The sequence below is a fragment of the Streptomyces sp. STR69 genome (genome assembly GCF_024519455.1).
Lineage (GTDB): Bacteria > Actinomycetota > Actinomycetes > Streptomycetales > Streptomycetaceae > Streptomyces.
Genome location: NZ_JALJRY010000015.1, coordinates 149,727 through 164,350, shown reverse-complemented (window position 1 = coordinate 164,350; position 14,624 = coordinate 149,727). Strand labels below are relative to the sequence as shown.

Below are 14,624 nucleotides of genomic sequence, written 5' to 3'. Positions count from 1 at the left end.
GTAGGGTGAAAGCCGTGACGACCTCTCCCCCACCAGAACCGGACCCGGCGCCCGTCGACGTGGTCCTCCCCTGTCTGAACGAGGCCGAGGCCCTGCCCTGGGTGCTGGCCCGCATTCCGCGAGGCTGGCGCGCGCTGGTCGTGGACAACGGATCCACGGACGGTTCCGCGGCACTCGCCCACAGCCTCGGCGCCACCGTCGTGCGCGAGGAGCGCCGCGGGTTCGGCGCCGCCTGCCATGCCGGGCTGCTGGCCGCCACCGCGGACATCGTCTGCTTCTGCGACTGCGACGCCTCGCTCGACCCGTCCCTGCTGGTGGACTTCGTGTGCGAGGTGCGCGACGGCGAGGCCGATCTCGTGCTCGGGCGGCGCCGTCCGCAGGGGCGCGGGGCCTGGCCCGCGCACGCCCGGGCGGGCAATCTCGCGCTGGCCCGGATGCTGCGCCGCCGCACCGGGCTGCGCCTGCACGACCTCGGCCCGCTCCGGGCCGCCCGGCGCGCGGATCTGCTCGCGCTCGGCCTCACGGACCGCCGCAGCGGCTATCCGCTCCAGATGGTGGTGCGTGCCGCCGACGCCGGTCTGCGCGTCGCCGAGCACGACGTGCCGTATCTGCCGCGCACCGGCGCCTCCAAGGTCACCGGGACCTGGCGCGGCACCCGGCAGGCGGTACGCGACATGCGCCGGGTACTGGCAGAACCCCCGGCTCCCGCGACGGTGCCGACGGCCGCCCCCTCACCTCAAGGAGCCCAATCCCGGTGATCACCCTTCTCGTCATCGCCAAGGAACCGCGACCGGGGCGGGTGAAGACCCGGCTGACTCCGCCGTTCACACCCGAGGAGGCCGCCGCTCTCGCCGAGGCCTCACTCGTCGACACCCTGCACGTACTGCTGGCGACACCCGCACGGCGGCGGGTGCTGGTGCTCGACGGAGCGCCGGGCCCCTGGCTGCCGCCCGGCTTCGACGTCGTGGCGCAGTGCGGCGGAGGGCTCGACGAACGGCTGGCCGCCGCCTTCGCGGGCTGCGCCGGGCCCGCGCTGCTGATCGGCATGGACACCCCGCAGGTGACGCCCGCGCTCCTCACCGTCGACTTCGCCGGCTGCGACGCGTATTTCGGCCCGGCCGAGGACGGCGGCTTCTGGGCCCTGGGCCTCGCCGACCCCGATCCGGCGCTGCTGCGGGGCGTACCGATGTCGACGCCCACCACCGGCACCGTCCAGCGGGCCCGGCTGACCGCCGCGGGCCTCCGCGTCCGCGACCTCCCACCCCTGCGAGATGTCGACACGGCGCACGACGCAGAACTGGTCGCCGCCCAGGCACCGGAGGGACGGTTCGCGAAGGAACTGGCGCGGCTGAGGACGGGAGTCGGCAGGTGAGTGCGGCGCGTCCGGTGCCGACCGGCGAGGGCACGCGCCCGGTGACCGCGCTCATCGACTGCCCACCGTCGGACTCCCCCGCACGCCCCTGGTCCGCCGACCCGTACACCGACGCCCTGCGCACCGGTCGCGGTCCGCTCTTCCTCCGCCGTACCGACGGCTGGCTGCTGCCCCTGGAGGTGGAGCGCTGGTGCGCGGCGGCCGACGCGGCGGACCGGGAGGTGCTGCGCCGGTGCGAGGGGGCCGTGCTCGATGTGGGCTGCGGGCCCGGGCGGCTCGTCGCGGCGCTCGCCGCGCAGGGGCGGCCGGTGCTGGGCATCGACGTCAGTGAGGCCGCCGTCGCGCACACCGTGCGGCTGGGCGGGCAGGCACTGCGCCGGTCCGTCTTCGAAGCCGTCCCCGGCGAGGGCCGCTGGGACACCGCCCTTCTCATCGACGGCAACGTCGGCATCGGCGGCGACCCGCACGCCCTGCTGCGGCGGTTGTCCCAACTCATCGCGCCTGGCGGGCTGTTGGTCGCGGAGACCGCTCCGGTCGATGTCGACGAACGGGTGCGGGTGCGGGTCGCCGACGGTCGTGGAGCCTCCGGTACGTCCTTCCCGTGGGCCCGTCTCGGCACCCCGGCCCTGCTGCGCCACGCCGGCTGGGCGGGGTGGCGCACGGAGGGTCAGTGGACGGCCGACGGCCGCTCCTTCCTCACCCTGCGCAACCGCAGCGACCGCAGGACGGGCAACACGGCCGAGCCGCCGAACAGCGCCGCCGTGACCAGCAGCCAGCGGGACAGGAACCCCTCGCCGGAGAGCGTGGTGGCGGACCTGTAGCGGTCCGCGACCTGCCCGCCGATCAGCGGGAACCACACCAGCAGCAGTAGGCCGGAGAGCAGCGCCGGGACCCGGACGTACCCCGTCCACTCCCGGTGTCCGGCGCTGCCCAGCACCCGGGCGAGCGCCCGGTCCGCGCCCGCGTACAAGGGCACCAGCACCAGGTCGTGCAGCACCGCCGCGCCCACGAACCACAGCGCCACCCCGAACCAGTCGTCAGCGAGCAGCCGCGCGCCCGCGTACCCGGCGAGCGCGAACGAGCAGGCCAGCAGCAGGAGTTGGAGCGGACTGCCGAGGGCCGGCCGCCTGAACGGAACGCGCATCACAGGTCTCCGAACGTCATACGGGCCACCCATTTGGTGTTGAGCACACCGGGCGCCGCAGGGACGATGACGCGTGCCGGGTAGCCGTGGTCGGGGGTGAGGTCCGCGCCGTTGACGAACAGGGCGAGCAGCGAGCGCGGGTCGCGGACCTGATTGTCGCGCAGGGCGGACCGGCGGAACGCCCCGTGGCGTTGCAGGGACTCCACCAGGACGTCGGGTGCCGCGTCCGTCTCGTAGCCGACGAGTGCCGCCAGGTCCCGTAGCCGTACGCCTCGCCACCACTGGTCGGAGGTCGACCAGCCCTCCACGCAGGCGATGGGCAACGCGGCGCTGTGCAGCGGGAGTCGGAGCAGTGCGGCCCGGCCCAGGCGGACCGTGCGGCCGTTGCCCTCGACCACCAGTCGCCACGCGTCCTCGGACGTCTCCCTGGCGTCGATCCCGACCGCCACCGCCGTCTTGTTGATCTGGAAGGCGCCGGGTCCCGACCCCGGTTCGGGCCCGCCGTGCGGTGCGAGCAGGGCGGTCTCCCGCAGTGGTCCGTCGAAGCCGCGGCCCACTGTCGTGCCGAAGAGCAGCAGCGATCCCCCGCCGACCACACCGAGGGCACCGCGTCGGGAGACGGTGGGTTCGGCGGGGTTCGGGGACACCAACTCCCCTTCCCCATAAGGGTGTTCCTGTCGGAGGTGGCGCAGGTTGCGCAGGGCCGCGGGGGTCTTCAGGACGGCGTGCGCGAGGAAGGCGGCGAAGAAGACCCAGGCGCCGTAGAAGTGCAGGGGGTAGAAGGAGCCGGGGAAGACGTAGTCGAGCTGGACGTTGAGCACGCCCGTGGTGAACTCGAACAGGCCGCCGCCCACGAGGAGCAGCAGCGAGAGCCGTTCCAGCGCGTGGGCGAGGGAGCGGGCCGGCGGCAGGGCGAACAGCTTGGGGACGACCGACCACAGCTTCGCCAGCAGTACGGGGATCAGCGCGATGCCGAGGGTGACGTGCGTGCCCTGCGTGAGGCGGTACAGCCAGGACGGGTCGGTCGGCCAGGCGAAGAGATAGAAGCCGAGGAGGCCCTTGTCCGGGGTCTGGTCGTTCACCGGCGACAGGTCCGGGTTGTAGGCGGCGTACGACAGCAGCCCCGTCACGAACAGCACGGTGATCCCGACGAGCAGCACGAGGCCCAGCACGGAGGTGAACCAGGGGCCGCGCAGTGGGCTGCGCCAGAAGGCGGGCGAGGAGGGGGAGCGTGGCATGCCCCGACCGTAGGCCGGAAACACCCCCCGAACGGGTTCGCAAACCATGACGAAACCCTGACGTCTCCCTCGGCGGCGGCTCCGCCGGGCACACCCCGACCTAACGTGTCGGCGTGAACCCCGATCTTCTCCGCGACCACGAGCGCCACCAGGATGCCCGCGCCGACGACCGTCCCCGTGACGTTCCGGGCGACCGTCCGCGCGACCACGTCCGCGATCTGTCGGCCGCCCTCGCCGCCGCGCTGCTCGTCCTGGTGGCGGTGCTGGTCGGTACCGCGATCCAGCACCGCCACCACTCGCTCTTCGTCGGCTGGCCGCCCGTGTTCGCGCAGTGGGAGCCGCACGTCGGCCCCGGAACCCCGGCGGCACTCGCCGTCGCGGTCGCCGTGGTGGCGTACGGTCCCGCGCTTGCCGCCCAACTGCCCTGGCGCGCACTGCTGTTGACGGTCTGGGGCACCGCCATGGCCTGGACGTTCTCGCTGGCCCTGGTCGACGGCTGGCAGCGCGGTATCGCGGGACGGCTGACGACCACGAACGAATACCTGACGGTCATCGGCCGCTTCCACGACATCCCCGCCACCCTGCGCGACTTCACCCACCACATCCTCAGCCACTCCCCCGCGCCCTGGCCCGCGCACATCGCCGGGCATCCCCCGGCGGCCACCGTCACCTTCGTCCTCCTGGACCGGATCGGACTGGGCGGCGGGGCCTGGGCGGGCGTCTGGTGCATCACCGTCGGGGCGACGGCGGGCGCGGCGGTTCTCGTCACCGTGCGCGTGCTCGCCGGTGAGCAACTCGCCCGCCGCGCCGCGCCGTTCCTCGTCCTCGCCCCGGCCGCCGTGTGGATGGGCACCTCGGCGGACGGATACTTCGCGGCGGTCGCCGCCTGGGCCGTCGCGTTCCTCGCCCTCGCGGTGACCGGACACCGGCCGCGACCGGCAGGCCTCGCCGCCGGGCTGCTCCTCGGCCTCACCGCGTATCTCTCGTACGGGCTGACCCTGTTCGCGGTGATCGCGGGCGCAGCACTGCTGCTCGGGCACCGGCGGCTTCGTCCGCTCCCGTACGTCGTCGCCGGACTCGCCGTCGTACCAGTGGTGTTCACGCTGCTCGGCTTCAACTGGTGGGAGGCGTACCGCCTGTTGATCACCCGCTACTACGAAGGCGTCGGCGGGACCCGGCCGTACGGCTACTGGGTGTGGGCGAACCTGGCCTGCACAGTCCTGATCGTGGGCCCGGCAACGGTGGCGGGCCTACGGCAGGCGGGCACCGCTCCCGTACGCCCCCAACTCCCGGACCTGCGGGGCGGTTTGCGCACCCCCGCACCCCAACCCCGGCTCGCGCTGCTGGTGTTCGCCGCGCTGCTGGCCCTCCTCCTCGCGGATCTCTCCGGTATGAGCAAGGCGGAGACGGAGCGCATCTGGCTGCCGTTCGCGATGTGGCTGCTGCCCGCCTGCGCATTCCTCCCCCGGCCCCGCACCTGGCTGACCGCGCAGGCCGTTCTGGCCCTGCTCCTCAACCACCTGCTCCTGACGGGCTGGTGACGACCGGGACAGGGCACCGACCTACGCCACCTCGTGGGGCTCCGGAGCAGTGCTGTTCGCGGTCCCTGCCGCTTCGGCCACGGGGGCTGTCTTGTCCCGTCGGCGCCCGGTCAGGCGGGTGGCCAGCGGCTCGGTGTAGCGGGCACTGAGCGGGCCTACGACGACCAGGATCAGCACGTACGCCGTCGCCAGCGGGCCGAGCGAGGGTTCGATGCCGGCGGTGACGGCGAGGCCGGCGATGACGATGGAGAACTCGCCGCGGGCGACCAGAGTGCCGCCCGCCCGCCAGCGGCCCTTGGCGGAGATGCCCGCGCGCCGGGCCGCCCAGTACCCCGTGGCGATCTTCGTGCCGGCGGTGACGACCGCCAGGGCGAGCGCGGGCAGCAGGACGGGCGGGATGCTCGCCGGGTCGGTGTGCAGGCCGAAGAAGACGAAGAACACGGCGGCGAACAGGTCCCGCAGCGGGGAGAGCAGACTGTGCGCACCCTCCGCGGCCTCTCCGGACAGGGCAATGCCGACCAGGAACGCGCCCACGGCTGCGGACACTTGGAGCTGCTGGGCGACACCGGCCACCAGCAGGGTCAGGCCCAGGACGACCAGCAGCAGCTTCTCGGGGTCGTCGCTGGAGACGAAACGGGAGATGTGGCGGCCGTAGCGGACCGCGACCAGCAGGACCAGGGCCGCGGCACCGAGGGCGACGACCAGCGTGAGACTGCCCGAGGCGAGACCCGTGCCGGCGAGCAGTGCGGTGATGATCGGGAGGTAGACGGCCATCGAGAGGTCTTCGAGGACGAGGATGCTCAGGATGACGGGGGTCTCGCGGTTGCCGAGGCGGCCCAGATCGCCCAGGACCTTGGCGATGACGCCGGAGGAGGAGATCCAGGTGACCCCGGCCAGCACCACGGCGGCGACCGGTCCCCAGCCGAGGAGCAGGGCCATGGCGGCGCCGGGCAGCGCGTTCAGGGCGGCGTCGACGAGACCCGCGCTGTACTGGGTCTTGAGGTTGGAGACGAGATCGCTGGCCGTGTACTCCAGGCCGAGCATCAACAGCAGCAGGATGACGCCGATCTCGGCGCCGATGGCGACGAACTCCTCGCTGGTGCCCAGCGGCAGCAGCCCGCCTTCACCGAAGGCGAGCCCTGCCAGCAGATAGAGCGGTATCGGGGAGAACCGGAAGCGTGCGGCGAACCGGCCCAGCAGTCCCAGGGCCAGGATGATCGCGCCGAACTCGATCAGGAACCTCGCGGAGGAGTGCATCGCGGTCACTCCCGCCCGAGTATCGCGGCGGCCGACTCGACGCCCTCGCGGGTGCCGATCACGATCAGGGTGTCCCCGCCGGCCAGCCGGAAGTCCGGCGTCGGGGAGGGGACGGCCTCGGCCCGGCGCAGCACGGCCACGATCGAGACACCGGTCTCGGTGCGCATCCTGGTCTCGCCCAGCACCCTCCCGTTCCAGTACGAGAGCGCCGACAGCTGAATGCGCTCGGCGACCAGGCCCAGTTCGGTGGTGGACAGCAGGTTCGGGCTGTGGTGCTCGGGCAGCAGGGCGTCGACGAGCGCGGCCGTCTCCGCCGTGGTCAGCCGTACGGACAGGGCGCAGGCGTCCGGGTCGTCGGACCGGTACGCGTTCAGGGTCCGCTCGCCGTCCCGGTGCGCGACCACCGACAGCAGGCGCTGTTCACGTGTCGTCAGGTCGTAGCGGACGCCGATGCCCGGCAACGGCGTACTGCTCACGCGTGGAGTGCCCATGACGTGTCCCCCTGTTCCTCGCGGATCTCCGTGAACCTTACATGTTCTTGACCCTTCTTTGCCATTTCTTGACCGATTCGCCGTCGGACCTGCTTGGAGTAGTGCGTCCCAACACGGGCAGAAGGAGAACCGGGTGAGAGGTGGATGGGCATGAGCACACCGTGGGCGGGGATGATCGCGGTCCGGCCGCCCGCCGCGTGGTGGCCCGCGCTGCGGCGGACGCCGGTCGCGCTGTGGAACGACGACATCACGGACTACGCGGCGGCGCTGACGTACTACGCGATCCTGACCGTGCTCCCCGCGATGCTCGCGACGGTCCTGGGGTTCGGGATGATCAGCCCGGACACGGCCCAGGAGTTCATCAGCCATGTCGCCGCCTACGCCCCGGCCGACTCGGGCGCCGATCTGCACACCGTCCTGTCGCACGCGCTGGACGCGGACGGCACGGCCTGGCCGTTGCTGGTGACCGGTGCGGGCAGCGCGCTGTGGTCGGCCTCCAGTTATCTCGCCGTGTTCCGCCGCGCCCTGCACCGGATGCACCGCACCGAGGACCGGCGTTCGACCTGGCGCAAGGCGCCCCGCATCGTGCTCACCGCGCTCTTGGTGCTCGGACTGCTCCTCGTCGGCTCGCTCACGCTGCTGCTGACCGGCCCGCTCGCGGAGGTCGTCGGCCGGATCTTCGGCATGGGCACCAGCGCGGCCTGGGCGTGGAGTCTGCTGCGCTGGCCGGTACTGCTGTGCCTGGTGGTCCTCCTGGTCGTGGTCGTCTTCCACACGGGCCCGGCCTCAGCGCGCCGACGCGGGCACACCCTGCCCGGTGGCGCCCTGGCCGCCGCGCTGTGGCTGGCCGTCTCGGCGGGCTTCTCGTCGTACGCCTCGACGCTCGGCGCCTACAGCAGGCTCTACGGCTCGCTCTCCGGCATCGTCGTCTTCCTCATCTGGCTGTGGCTGTCGAACCTGGCGCTGCTCACGGGAGCGCAGTTCGCCGCCGAACTGGCCGGGCCGACCGGTGGTCCAGTTCCTCGGTCATCCGGTCACAGCACCGGGAAGTCGGCCGTCCCGTAGGACTCCTCGGGCAGTGGATCCGGTGCGCCGGCGGGGTCGAGGAGGTGGGCGACGAGGGCCGCGGCGGTGTCGTGCCAGAGACGGTGGCGGCGGAGCATGGCGTGGTCGCCCCCGCCGACGAGCGCCATTGCGGTACGGGTCGCCGTGGTCCGCGCCCTGCGCACGCAGTCCGCCGAGTCGGCGGGTGAGGTGACGCGGTCCTGGTCGCCGTGAAGGCAGACGACGTGTCGGCCGGCCGTCTGTTCCACCGGTTCGCCCGGCGGCCACCACGGCGCCAGCGCGACCACACCGCACACCTGCGGATGACCGGCGGCACGCAGAGCGGCCCGGCCACCCATGGAGTGGCCGAGCAGCACGGTCGGTACGGGGCCCGCCAGTTCGGCGAGTTCGTCCAGCGCGCGGTGGGTGTCCCGCACCGGGTCGGCGCACTCGCCGTTCCAGCCGCGCACGCGGTATCGGGCCCGGGCGAGCAGGACGTCGTCGTCCGGCAGCGCGCCGGACACCGCCCGCACGAACGGTCCCATCCGCAGCGCGGCGAGCTGCCAGGGCCTGGCGGGACGGTGGCTCGTCTCCTGACCGCCGTGCAGGACCAGGACGGCCGCTCGCGGGCGGGCCGGGCGGTGCCGGAGCAGCAGTGCGCCTCCGGGCACGGGCGGCGGAAGTTCGGTCTCGTCCTGCTGCACCACGCTGTGCCCCCTGTTCCGGTGTTCCGGCCTCACCGCGACCTCCGCGTCGCGGGTCACGGAGATGATCCTCTCCCGGACGACGCCCCGCCCCGGCCCCGGGTCGGGCGGCGGACCGGCCGGCATCGTCGACGAGCCCGCCGGGCGCGGCAGTTGGCAACGGATTCGCCCGGCACGGCAACCGGTGACGGACCCGCCCCGCGCGGCAGCCGGTCAGGATTGGAGAAGCCTCCAGCCGCTCCCCCGGCCTAGCCTGAATTCACCGGCGAATTCCGCCGGACCACGCTTCACAGAGGAGTTCGCCATGACCGACGGTCTGAACACGATCATCTACCCCGTCAAGGACCTGGACCGCGCGAAGGCCCTGTTCGGCGCCCTGCTGGGGGTCGAGCCGTACGCGGACGAGCCGTACTACGTCGGCTACAAGGCCGCAGGGCAGGACGTCGGCCTCGACCCGAACGGGCACTCCAAGGGCATGACCGGACCGGTGCCGTACTGGACCGTGGACGACATCCGGACACGGGTGGCGGCGCTGGTGGAGGCGGGGGCCGAGCTGGTCCAGGACGTCCAGGACGTCGGCGGCGGCAAGCTGATCGCCTTCGTGAAGGACGCGGACGGGAACTTCGTCGGGCTGACACAGAATCCGGCCGCCTGACACCGTTGCCGTACCGGCCCGGCGACCCGCACGCGCTACTTGCACGCGCACTAGTTGCAGACTCAACGATTGGCCGGATCGGTGTTACCGTGCAGGTATGGCAGTGAAGTCGGCCGGTGCCCGGCAACTAGAGGACGAGTGGCGGGACATCCTGTCCGTGCACGCGCGCACGATGTGCGAGATCGACCGCGTGCTGCACCCGCACGGGCTGGGCGCGAGCGACTTCGAGGTGCTGGACATGCTCGCGTCCGAGGCGCCCCGGGACGGCGACCAGTGCCGGGTGCAGAACCTGGTCGGACGGGTCCATCTCAGCCAGAGCGCGCTCTCGCGGCTCATCGGCCGGCTGGAGAAGGACGGCCTCGTGGAACGCTCCGTGTGCGTCGAGGACCGACGCGGGGTGTGGGTCGCCCTGACCCGCAAGGGCCGCGACCTGCACGCGGAGGTACTGCCGCTCCAACGGGGCGTGCTGGCAAGGATGTTGGACAGCGCGCAGGAGTAGCCGCCGCCCGGTCTGCGCGCCTCACACCACGAACTCGGCTCCGTCCATGAGCACTTCGACCCCCGCTGCGTTCACCTGCGCCCGCGCCGTCGAGCCGGGGTCGAGCAGCGGGTTCGTGTTGCCGAGGTGGGTGTAGATCCGGCGGACGCCGGGGTGCCGGGCGAGGGCGGTGAGGCTGCCGTCGGGGCCGGTGACGGGCAACTGTCCCGTGCTCGGCCGACCGGTGCCTGCCACGCTCACCTCGTCCGCGCCGAGGAAGGTGCCGTCCAGCGCCGCGCAGTCCGCCGTCTCCAACAGGTCGTCGAGGGTAGCCGTCCAGGCGGCGACGCGTGGTGCGTAGACGAATGCCCCGCCGGTAGCCAGATCCTCGACGCGGTACGCGACCACCCAACGGTCGTCCGGACGACGGCGAAGCGGCGGCACGTACTCGGGTGGCCTGTCGCCTACCGGATGGGCCGTGACGACCAGCCCTCCGGCGAGCACGAACCCGCCCTCGGCGAGGCTGTCGGCCCATTCCCAGGGGGCGTAGCGGTCGAGGACGGTCCGGGCCGGGGTGAGCGCGGCGAGGACGGGCCGCGGGGCGTACACCTTGAGGCCCATCGCCCCGCGCAGCGCGGTCAGACCCGCCACGTGGTGGGGCTCGGCGTCGGTGAGGAGCACACCGCGGACGGGGCTGTCGCGCGGGCCGGGGCCCGGCCAGAGCGCGGAGGTGGCGGCGAGCTGGGTGCGGACGTCGGGTGAGGCGTTGAGCAGCCACCAGTCGCGTGCGTTGCCGGTGACGGCCACGCAGTCCTGGGTGCGCGAGGGCAGTTTCCCGTCGCGGGCGGCGGCGCACAGCGCGCAGGCGCAGTTCCACTGCGGGAAACCGCCACCGGCGGCGGTACCGAGCAGGACGACCCTCACGACGATCGCGCCCCCTTGCAGAATCGGATTCGGAATCAGCGTCGAAATCGCCTCACCGAAATCTCCCCGGGGGATCTTTCCTCCGAAACGGACCGGACTACCCCACCGCAGGGGACAGTTCCGGCCGATCTCCGTCCGCGGCTCTCGCCCGTCTCAGCGCAGCAGATCCCGTACGGCGGCGAAGGCCGCGTCGACCGTCGCCGGGTCGGTGCCCGGGCGGGCCAGCGCGCTCATGGGGATCGGGGTGACCGAGGGCAGCCCGTCGTACGGGGTGAGGCCGTCGGGGGCGGTGCCGACGGCGGCGAGCAGGGCGACGCCCTGTCCGGTCCGGGCGATGTCGAGAACGCCGGCGAGATAGCCTGCGTCGCCGACGACCGCGGCGGGTACGCCGTGCGCGGCGAGGGTCGAGATGGCACGGCGGCGGATCGCGCACGGATCCTCGATGGCGACCAGCGGAACCGGTGCGGGCGCGGCCGGTGGCCGCCAGCCGGGTGTGGCGTGCCAGGTCAGCGGGAGGCCACCGACCGGTGTGCCCTCGGTGGCGGCGGCCTCGGTGACGTACACCGCGACGTCGACGCTGCCGCGTTCCACGGCCTCGACCAGGCGGGCCGAGCGGTCGATGCGGAAGCGGACGCGGCAGCCCGGCCGCACTTCCTGGACGGCCGCGGTCAGCCGTGGCAGAAACTGGTCGGCCGCGTGTTCGGTGGAGCCGATGGTGATGGTGTCGCCGTCCACGTCGAGCAGGGTGCGTACGGCCTCGTCGTGCACGGCGAGGATGCGCCGGGCCTGTTCGAGGAGCAGTCGCCCCTCGGGGGTGAACCGGGTGCCGCGCCCCTCCCGCTCGACGATCGGCAACCCGAGCGTCTTCTCCAGCCTGCGCACATGCTGGCTGACCGCGGACTGGCTCAGGGCGAGAGCCCGGGCCGCGCGATGGAAGCCGCCGCAGTCGGCTATCGCGGTCAGGCTGCGCAGGGCCACGATGTCGAGGACAGGTTGGGGCATGCCGGTGACGGTAGCCGTTCCGGACATCGATCGCGACAACTGATCGATTTCGATGCGGAATCATCGTTGGACGCGATCGGTCGGGGCCGGTCATGATGAGCGCATGCTGCACACGACCGCTTTCGCTGCCTTTCTGACGCAGCGCCGAGTCATTGACTTCGGCGTGGCGTGCAGCGCGCGCTGTCGTTGACCTGACGCCGTTCTCCGGCACCCACTCCGCGTTCTCGCTGATCACGTCCGCCCTGCGCACTGACACGTGACGGCGGCTCCGGCCTGCTCGCTTCCTCCCCCCTTGCTGAATTCCCCTCCCCTTTCCCCTCGTTGGGAGTTGTCGCCCCATGCCCTCTCACTCCGTCTCGTCCTGGGACGAACCCGAAGGCCTCGCCGCGCGCGGCACGTTGATCGTGCTGGCCGGGCGGGGCGAACACGGCGGTGTCTACGAACGGTTCGGCCGCCGGCTCGGCTACGACGCCTACCGCGTCCGCGCCCTCGGCGACCCGGCCGCCGATCCCGCCGTCCTGGAGCAGGCCGCCAAGCTGCTCGCCGACGAGTCGCTGCCGGGCCCGAAGGTGCTGGTCGGCTCCGACACGGGCGCGCGTTACGCCCTGCAGCTCGCCGCCGAGCACACCGCGGGCATCGACGCGCTGATCCTGGCCGGGCTGCCCACCGGCGCCTGGACTTCCGGGAGTTGGGAGGAGGAGGCCGCGGCACGCACCGCCTGCCCGACCCATCAGGGGCGCCTCACCAACGACTCCGAGTTCCGCCGGGGTGCCATCGACAACACCCCCGAACTGCCGGAACCGCGCCTGGACCTGGTGCGCGTCCCGGTGCTGGCCCTGCACGGCAAGGACGACACGATCAGCCCGCTCGACCGGGCACTGAACGTCTACGACGGTCATTCGAACGTGCACACCGTGACCTTCGTGGACGGCCGGCACGACGTCCTCAACGACGCCCTGCACCGCACCGTCGCCGCCACGGTCGTCCTCTTCCTCGAACGGCTCCGTCTCTCCCCCGAACTCCCCTCGATCGCCGAGGAGTTGACATGAGCCGCCGAGTGACGACCACAGTCCCCGAGCTGGCCGGACTCCTCCGCTCCGAGCAGCCGCCGGTGCTGCTCGACGTCCGGTGGGCCCTCGGTGATCCCTACGGCCGCGACCACTACGCCGACGGACACATCCCCGGCGCGGTCTATGTCAACCTGGACACCGAACTGGCCGCGCCGGCGAGTCCGGACGGCGGCCGGCATCCGCTGCCCGACCTCGCGGAGCTGCAGGAATTCGCGCGCCGTTGGGGCATCGGGAGCGGTCGGCCCGTCGTGGTCTACGACGACCTGGGCAACACGGCGGCGGCCCGCGCCTGGTGGCTGCTGCGGTACACCGGCGTCGACGAAGTGACGCTGCTGGACGGGGCGTTGGGTGCCTGGCGCACGGCCAGGCTGCCGCTGGAGTCCGGGATCCCCGCCGATCCGGAACCCGGCGACGTCGTACTCCGCGCGGGTGCGCTGCCGATCACCGATGCCGACGGTGCCGCCGAACTCGCCGCGTCCGGGCTGCTGTTGGACGCCCGCGCCGGTGAGCGGTACCGGGGCGAGGTCGAGCCGGTGGACCCGCGCGCCGGGCACATCCCGGGGGCGGTGTCCGCGCCGACCGGGGAGAACCTCACGGCGGACGGGACCTTCCGCTCGCCCGAGGAACTGCGCAAGCGGTTCGAGGAACACGGTGCCGGTGAGGCGGTTCGCATCGGCGTGTACTGCGGGTCCGGTGTCACCGCCGCCCATCAGATCGCGGCGCTGGAGATCGCCGGGTTCGACGCGACACTCTTCCCCGGTTCCTGGTCCGCCTGGTCCGCCGACCCCGCGCGCCCGGCGGCGACGGGAGGCCGGCCATGACGACGAAACCGCTGAACGCGCCGGTGCTGCCCGCACAGCCCACCCCCGAGGACAAGGCCCCGGTGGCGGCGGCTCGCGTCACCATCCGCGGCACGGCGAAGACCGCCCGCCGCTTCACCGTCCCGCGCTCCGTGCGGCGGGCCGCCGGACCGGTCGGCCTGGTGCTGCTCTGGTTCATCACCTCCGCCACCGGAGTACTGCCCGAATCCGTGCTGGCCTCCCCCGTCGACGTCATCCGACAGGCCGTCGAGCTGACGAAGGACGGTGAACTCCCACGCGCCATCGCCGCGTCGGGCCGCCGTGCCGCCATCGGATTCCTCATCGGCACGAGCGTCGCGCTCGTCCTGTCCTTGGTGGCCGGGCTGTTCCGGCTGGGCGAGGACGTCATCGACTCCTCGATGGGCATGTTCCGGGCGATCCCCTGGGTGGGTCTGATCCCGCTGTTCATCGTGTGGTTCGGCATCGAGGAGACCCCGAAGATCGCCCTGGTCGCGCTCGGCGTGACCTACCCGCTGTACTTCAACATCTACGGCGGCATCCGCTCCACCGACGCCCAACTCGTCGAGGCCGCACGGATGATGGGGCTCGGCCGGCTCGGTCTGATCATGTACGTCATCCTGCCGAGCGCGCTGCCCGGGGCACTCGTGGGACTCCGGTACGCGCTGTCCACCGCCTGGCTGGCGCTGGTGTTCGCCGAGCAGATCAACGCGGACGCGGGGCTCGGCTATCTGATGAGCAACGCCCAGCAGTACTTCCGCACGGACGTCATCGTGCTGTGCCTCGTCGTGTACGCGCTGCTCGGGCTGGCCTGCGACTTCGCCGTACGGATCCTGTCGCGCCGCCTGCTGACCTGGCGGGCCAACTTCGAGGGCGAGGCGTAGTC

At 72.5% G+C, this 14,624-nt stretch carries 16 protein-coding genes; 10 read left to right on the top strand and 6 right to left on the bottom strand.

Annotated elements, in window-relative coordinates; genetic code table 11:
- Positions 1 to 5 precede the first annotated feature (5 nt).
- From OC490_RS27395 to OC490_RS27385, 3 genes are read left to right on the top strand one after another with little or no spacing between them, the layout of a single operon-like run.
- Positions 6 to 758, top strand: a complete 753-nt coding sequence (locus OC490_RS27395) for a glycosyltransferase family 2 protein (RefSeq protein WP_262060673.1) — start codon at positions 6 to 8, stop codon at positions 756 to 758.
- Positions 755 to 1,372 (top strand): DUF2064 domain-containing protein, encoded by a 618-nt coding sequence (locus OC490_RS27390; RefSeq protein WP_262060672.1) that lies wholly within the window; start codon positions 755 to 757, stop codon positions 1,370 to 1,372. Before OC490_RS27395 ends, OC490_RS27390 begins: the two co-directional genes overlap by 4 nt.
- Positions 1,369 to 2,193, top strand: coding sequence for a class I SAM-dependent methyltransferase (locus OC490_RS27385; protein ID WP_410099030.1), 825 nt, complete (start codon positions 1,369 to 1,371; stop codon positions 2,191 to 2,193). Before OC490_RS27390 ends, OC490_RS27385 begins: the two co-directional genes overlap by 4 nt.
- A 322-nt stretch (positions 2,194 to 2,515) precedes the next feature.
- On the opposite strand, the gene OC490_RS27380 is transcribed toward OC490_RS27385, so the two are convergent.
- Positions 2,516 to 3,754 (bottom strand): molybdopterin-dependent oxidoreductase, encoded by a 1,239-nt coding sequence (locus tag OC490_RS27380; protein ID WP_262060671.1) that lies wholly within the window; start codon positions 3,752 to 3,754, stop codon positions 2,516 to 2,518.
- Between the two features lie 218 nt (positions 3,755 to 3,972).
- On the opposite strand from OC490_RS27380, the gene OC490_RS27375 reads away from it, so the two are divergent.
- Positions 3,973 to 5,295, top strand: coding sequence for a hypothetical protein (locus tag OC490_RS27375; protein ID WP_262060779.1), 1,323 nt, complete (start codon positions 3,973 to 3,975; stop codon positions 5,293 to 5,295).
- A gap of 21 nt (positions 5,296 to 5,316) precedes the next feature.
- On the opposite strand, the gene OC490_RS27370 is transcribed toward OC490_RS27375, so the two are convergent.
- Both OC490_RS27370 and OC490_RS27365 read right to left on the bottom strand, forming a co-directional pair.
- Entirely contained in the window at positions 5,317 to 6,552 is a 1,236-nt protein-coding gene (locus OC490_RS27370) for a cation:proton antiporter (protein WP_262060670.1), read from the bottom strand.
- A gap of 5 nt (positions 6,553 to 6,557) precedes the next feature.
- The gene (locus OC490_RS27365) at positions 6,558 to 7,043 is read right to left on the bottom strand and encodes a cation:proton antiporter regulatory subunit (protein WP_262060669.1); all 486 of its coding nucleotides are present in this window, start codon (positions 7,041 to 7,043) and stop codon (positions 6,558 to 6,560) included.
- Positions 7,044 to 7,187: 144 nt separating this feature from the next.
- Here OC490_RS27365 and OC490_RS27360 point away from each other — a divergent pair, with 144 nt between their 5' ends.
- Positions 7,188 to 8,108 (top strand): YihY/virulence factor BrkB family protein, encoded by a 921-nt coding sequence (locus OC490_RS27360; RefSeq protein ID WP_410099028.1) that lies wholly within the window; start codon positions 7,188 to 7,190, stop codon positions 8,106 to 8,108.
- Here OC490_RS27360 and OC490_RS27355 read toward each other — a convergent pair.
- On the bottom strand, positions 8,078 to 8,794 hold the full coding sequence (locus OC490_RS27355) for an alpha/beta hydrolase (RefSeq protein WP_262060778.1): 717 nt from the start codon (positions 8,792 to 8,794) through the stop codon (positions 8,078 to 8,080). The genes OC490_RS27360 and OC490_RS27355 overlap by 31 nt on opposite strands.
- Positions 8,795 to 9,095: 301 nt before the next feature.
- On the opposite strand from OC490_RS27355, the gene OC490_RS27350 reads away from it, so the two are divergent.
- Together OC490_RS27350 and OC490_RS27345 are read left to right on the top strand one after the other, a co-directional pair.
- Positions 9,096 to 9,446 carry a VOC family protein gene (locus OC490_RS27350; protein WP_262060667.1) on the top strand — a complete coding sequence of 117 codons (351 nt, stop codon included), beginning with the start codon at positions 9,096 to 9,098 and terminating at the stop codon, positions 9,444 to 9,446.
- Positions 9,447 to 9,543: 97 nt separating this feature from the next.
- On the top strand, positions 9,544 to 9,945 hold the full coding sequence (locus OC490_RS27345) for a MarR family winged helix-turn-helix transcriptional regulator (RefSeq protein WP_262060666.1): 402 nt from the start codon (positions 9,544 to 9,546) through the stop codon (positions 9,943 to 9,945).
- A gap of 21 nt (positions 9,946 to 9,966) precedes the next feature.
- Here the strand turns inward: OC490_RS27345 and pqqB are convergent, their stop codons facing one another.
- Complete coding sequence (pqqB, locus tag OC490_RS27340; protein ID WP_262060665.1) at positions 9,967 to 10,848, bottom strand: pyrroloquinoline quinone biosynthesis protein PqqB; 882 nt, start codon at positions 10,846 to 10,848, stop codon at positions 9,967 to 9,969.
- 153 nt (positions 10,849 to 11,001) lie between these two features.
- Positions 11,002 to 11,850 carry a LysR family transcriptional regulator gene (locus OC490_RS27335; RefSeq protein ID WP_200713807.1) on the bottom strand — a complete coding sequence of 283 codons (849 nt, stop codon included), beginning with the start codon at positions 11,848 to 11,850 and terminating at the stop codon, positions 11,002 to 11,004.
- Positions 11,851 to 12,188: 338 nt separating this feature from the next.
- Here OC490_RS27335 and OC490_RS27330 point away from each other — a divergent pair, with 338 nt between their 5' ends.
- Genes OC490_RS27330 through OC490_RS27320 form a run of 3 tightly spaced genes read left to right on the top strand, consistent with a single transcriptional unit; the run spans position 12,189 to position 14,622 of the window.
- Positions 12,189 to 12,899, top strand: coding sequence for an alpha/beta hydrolase (locus OC490_RS27330; RefSeq protein WP_262060664.1), 711 nt, complete (start codon positions 12,189 to 12,191; stop codon positions 12,897 to 12,899).
- A complete protein-coding gene (locus OC490_RS27325; RefSeq protein WP_262060663.1) occupies positions 12,896 to 13,741 on the top strand; it encodes a sulfurtransferase in 846 nt (281 codons plus the stop codon). Before OC490_RS27330 ends, OC490_RS27325 begins: the two co-directional genes overlap by 4 nt.
- Positions 13,738 to 14,622 (top strand): ABC transporter permease, encoded by an 885-nt coding sequence (locus OC490_RS27320; RefSeq protein ID WP_262060662.1) that lies wholly within the window; start codon positions 13,738 to 13,740, stop codon positions 14,620 to 14,622. The genes OC490_RS27325 and OC490_RS27320 overlap by 4 nt, the downstream gene beginning before the upstream one ends.
- Positions 14,623 to 14,624: the final 2 nt, after the last annotated feature.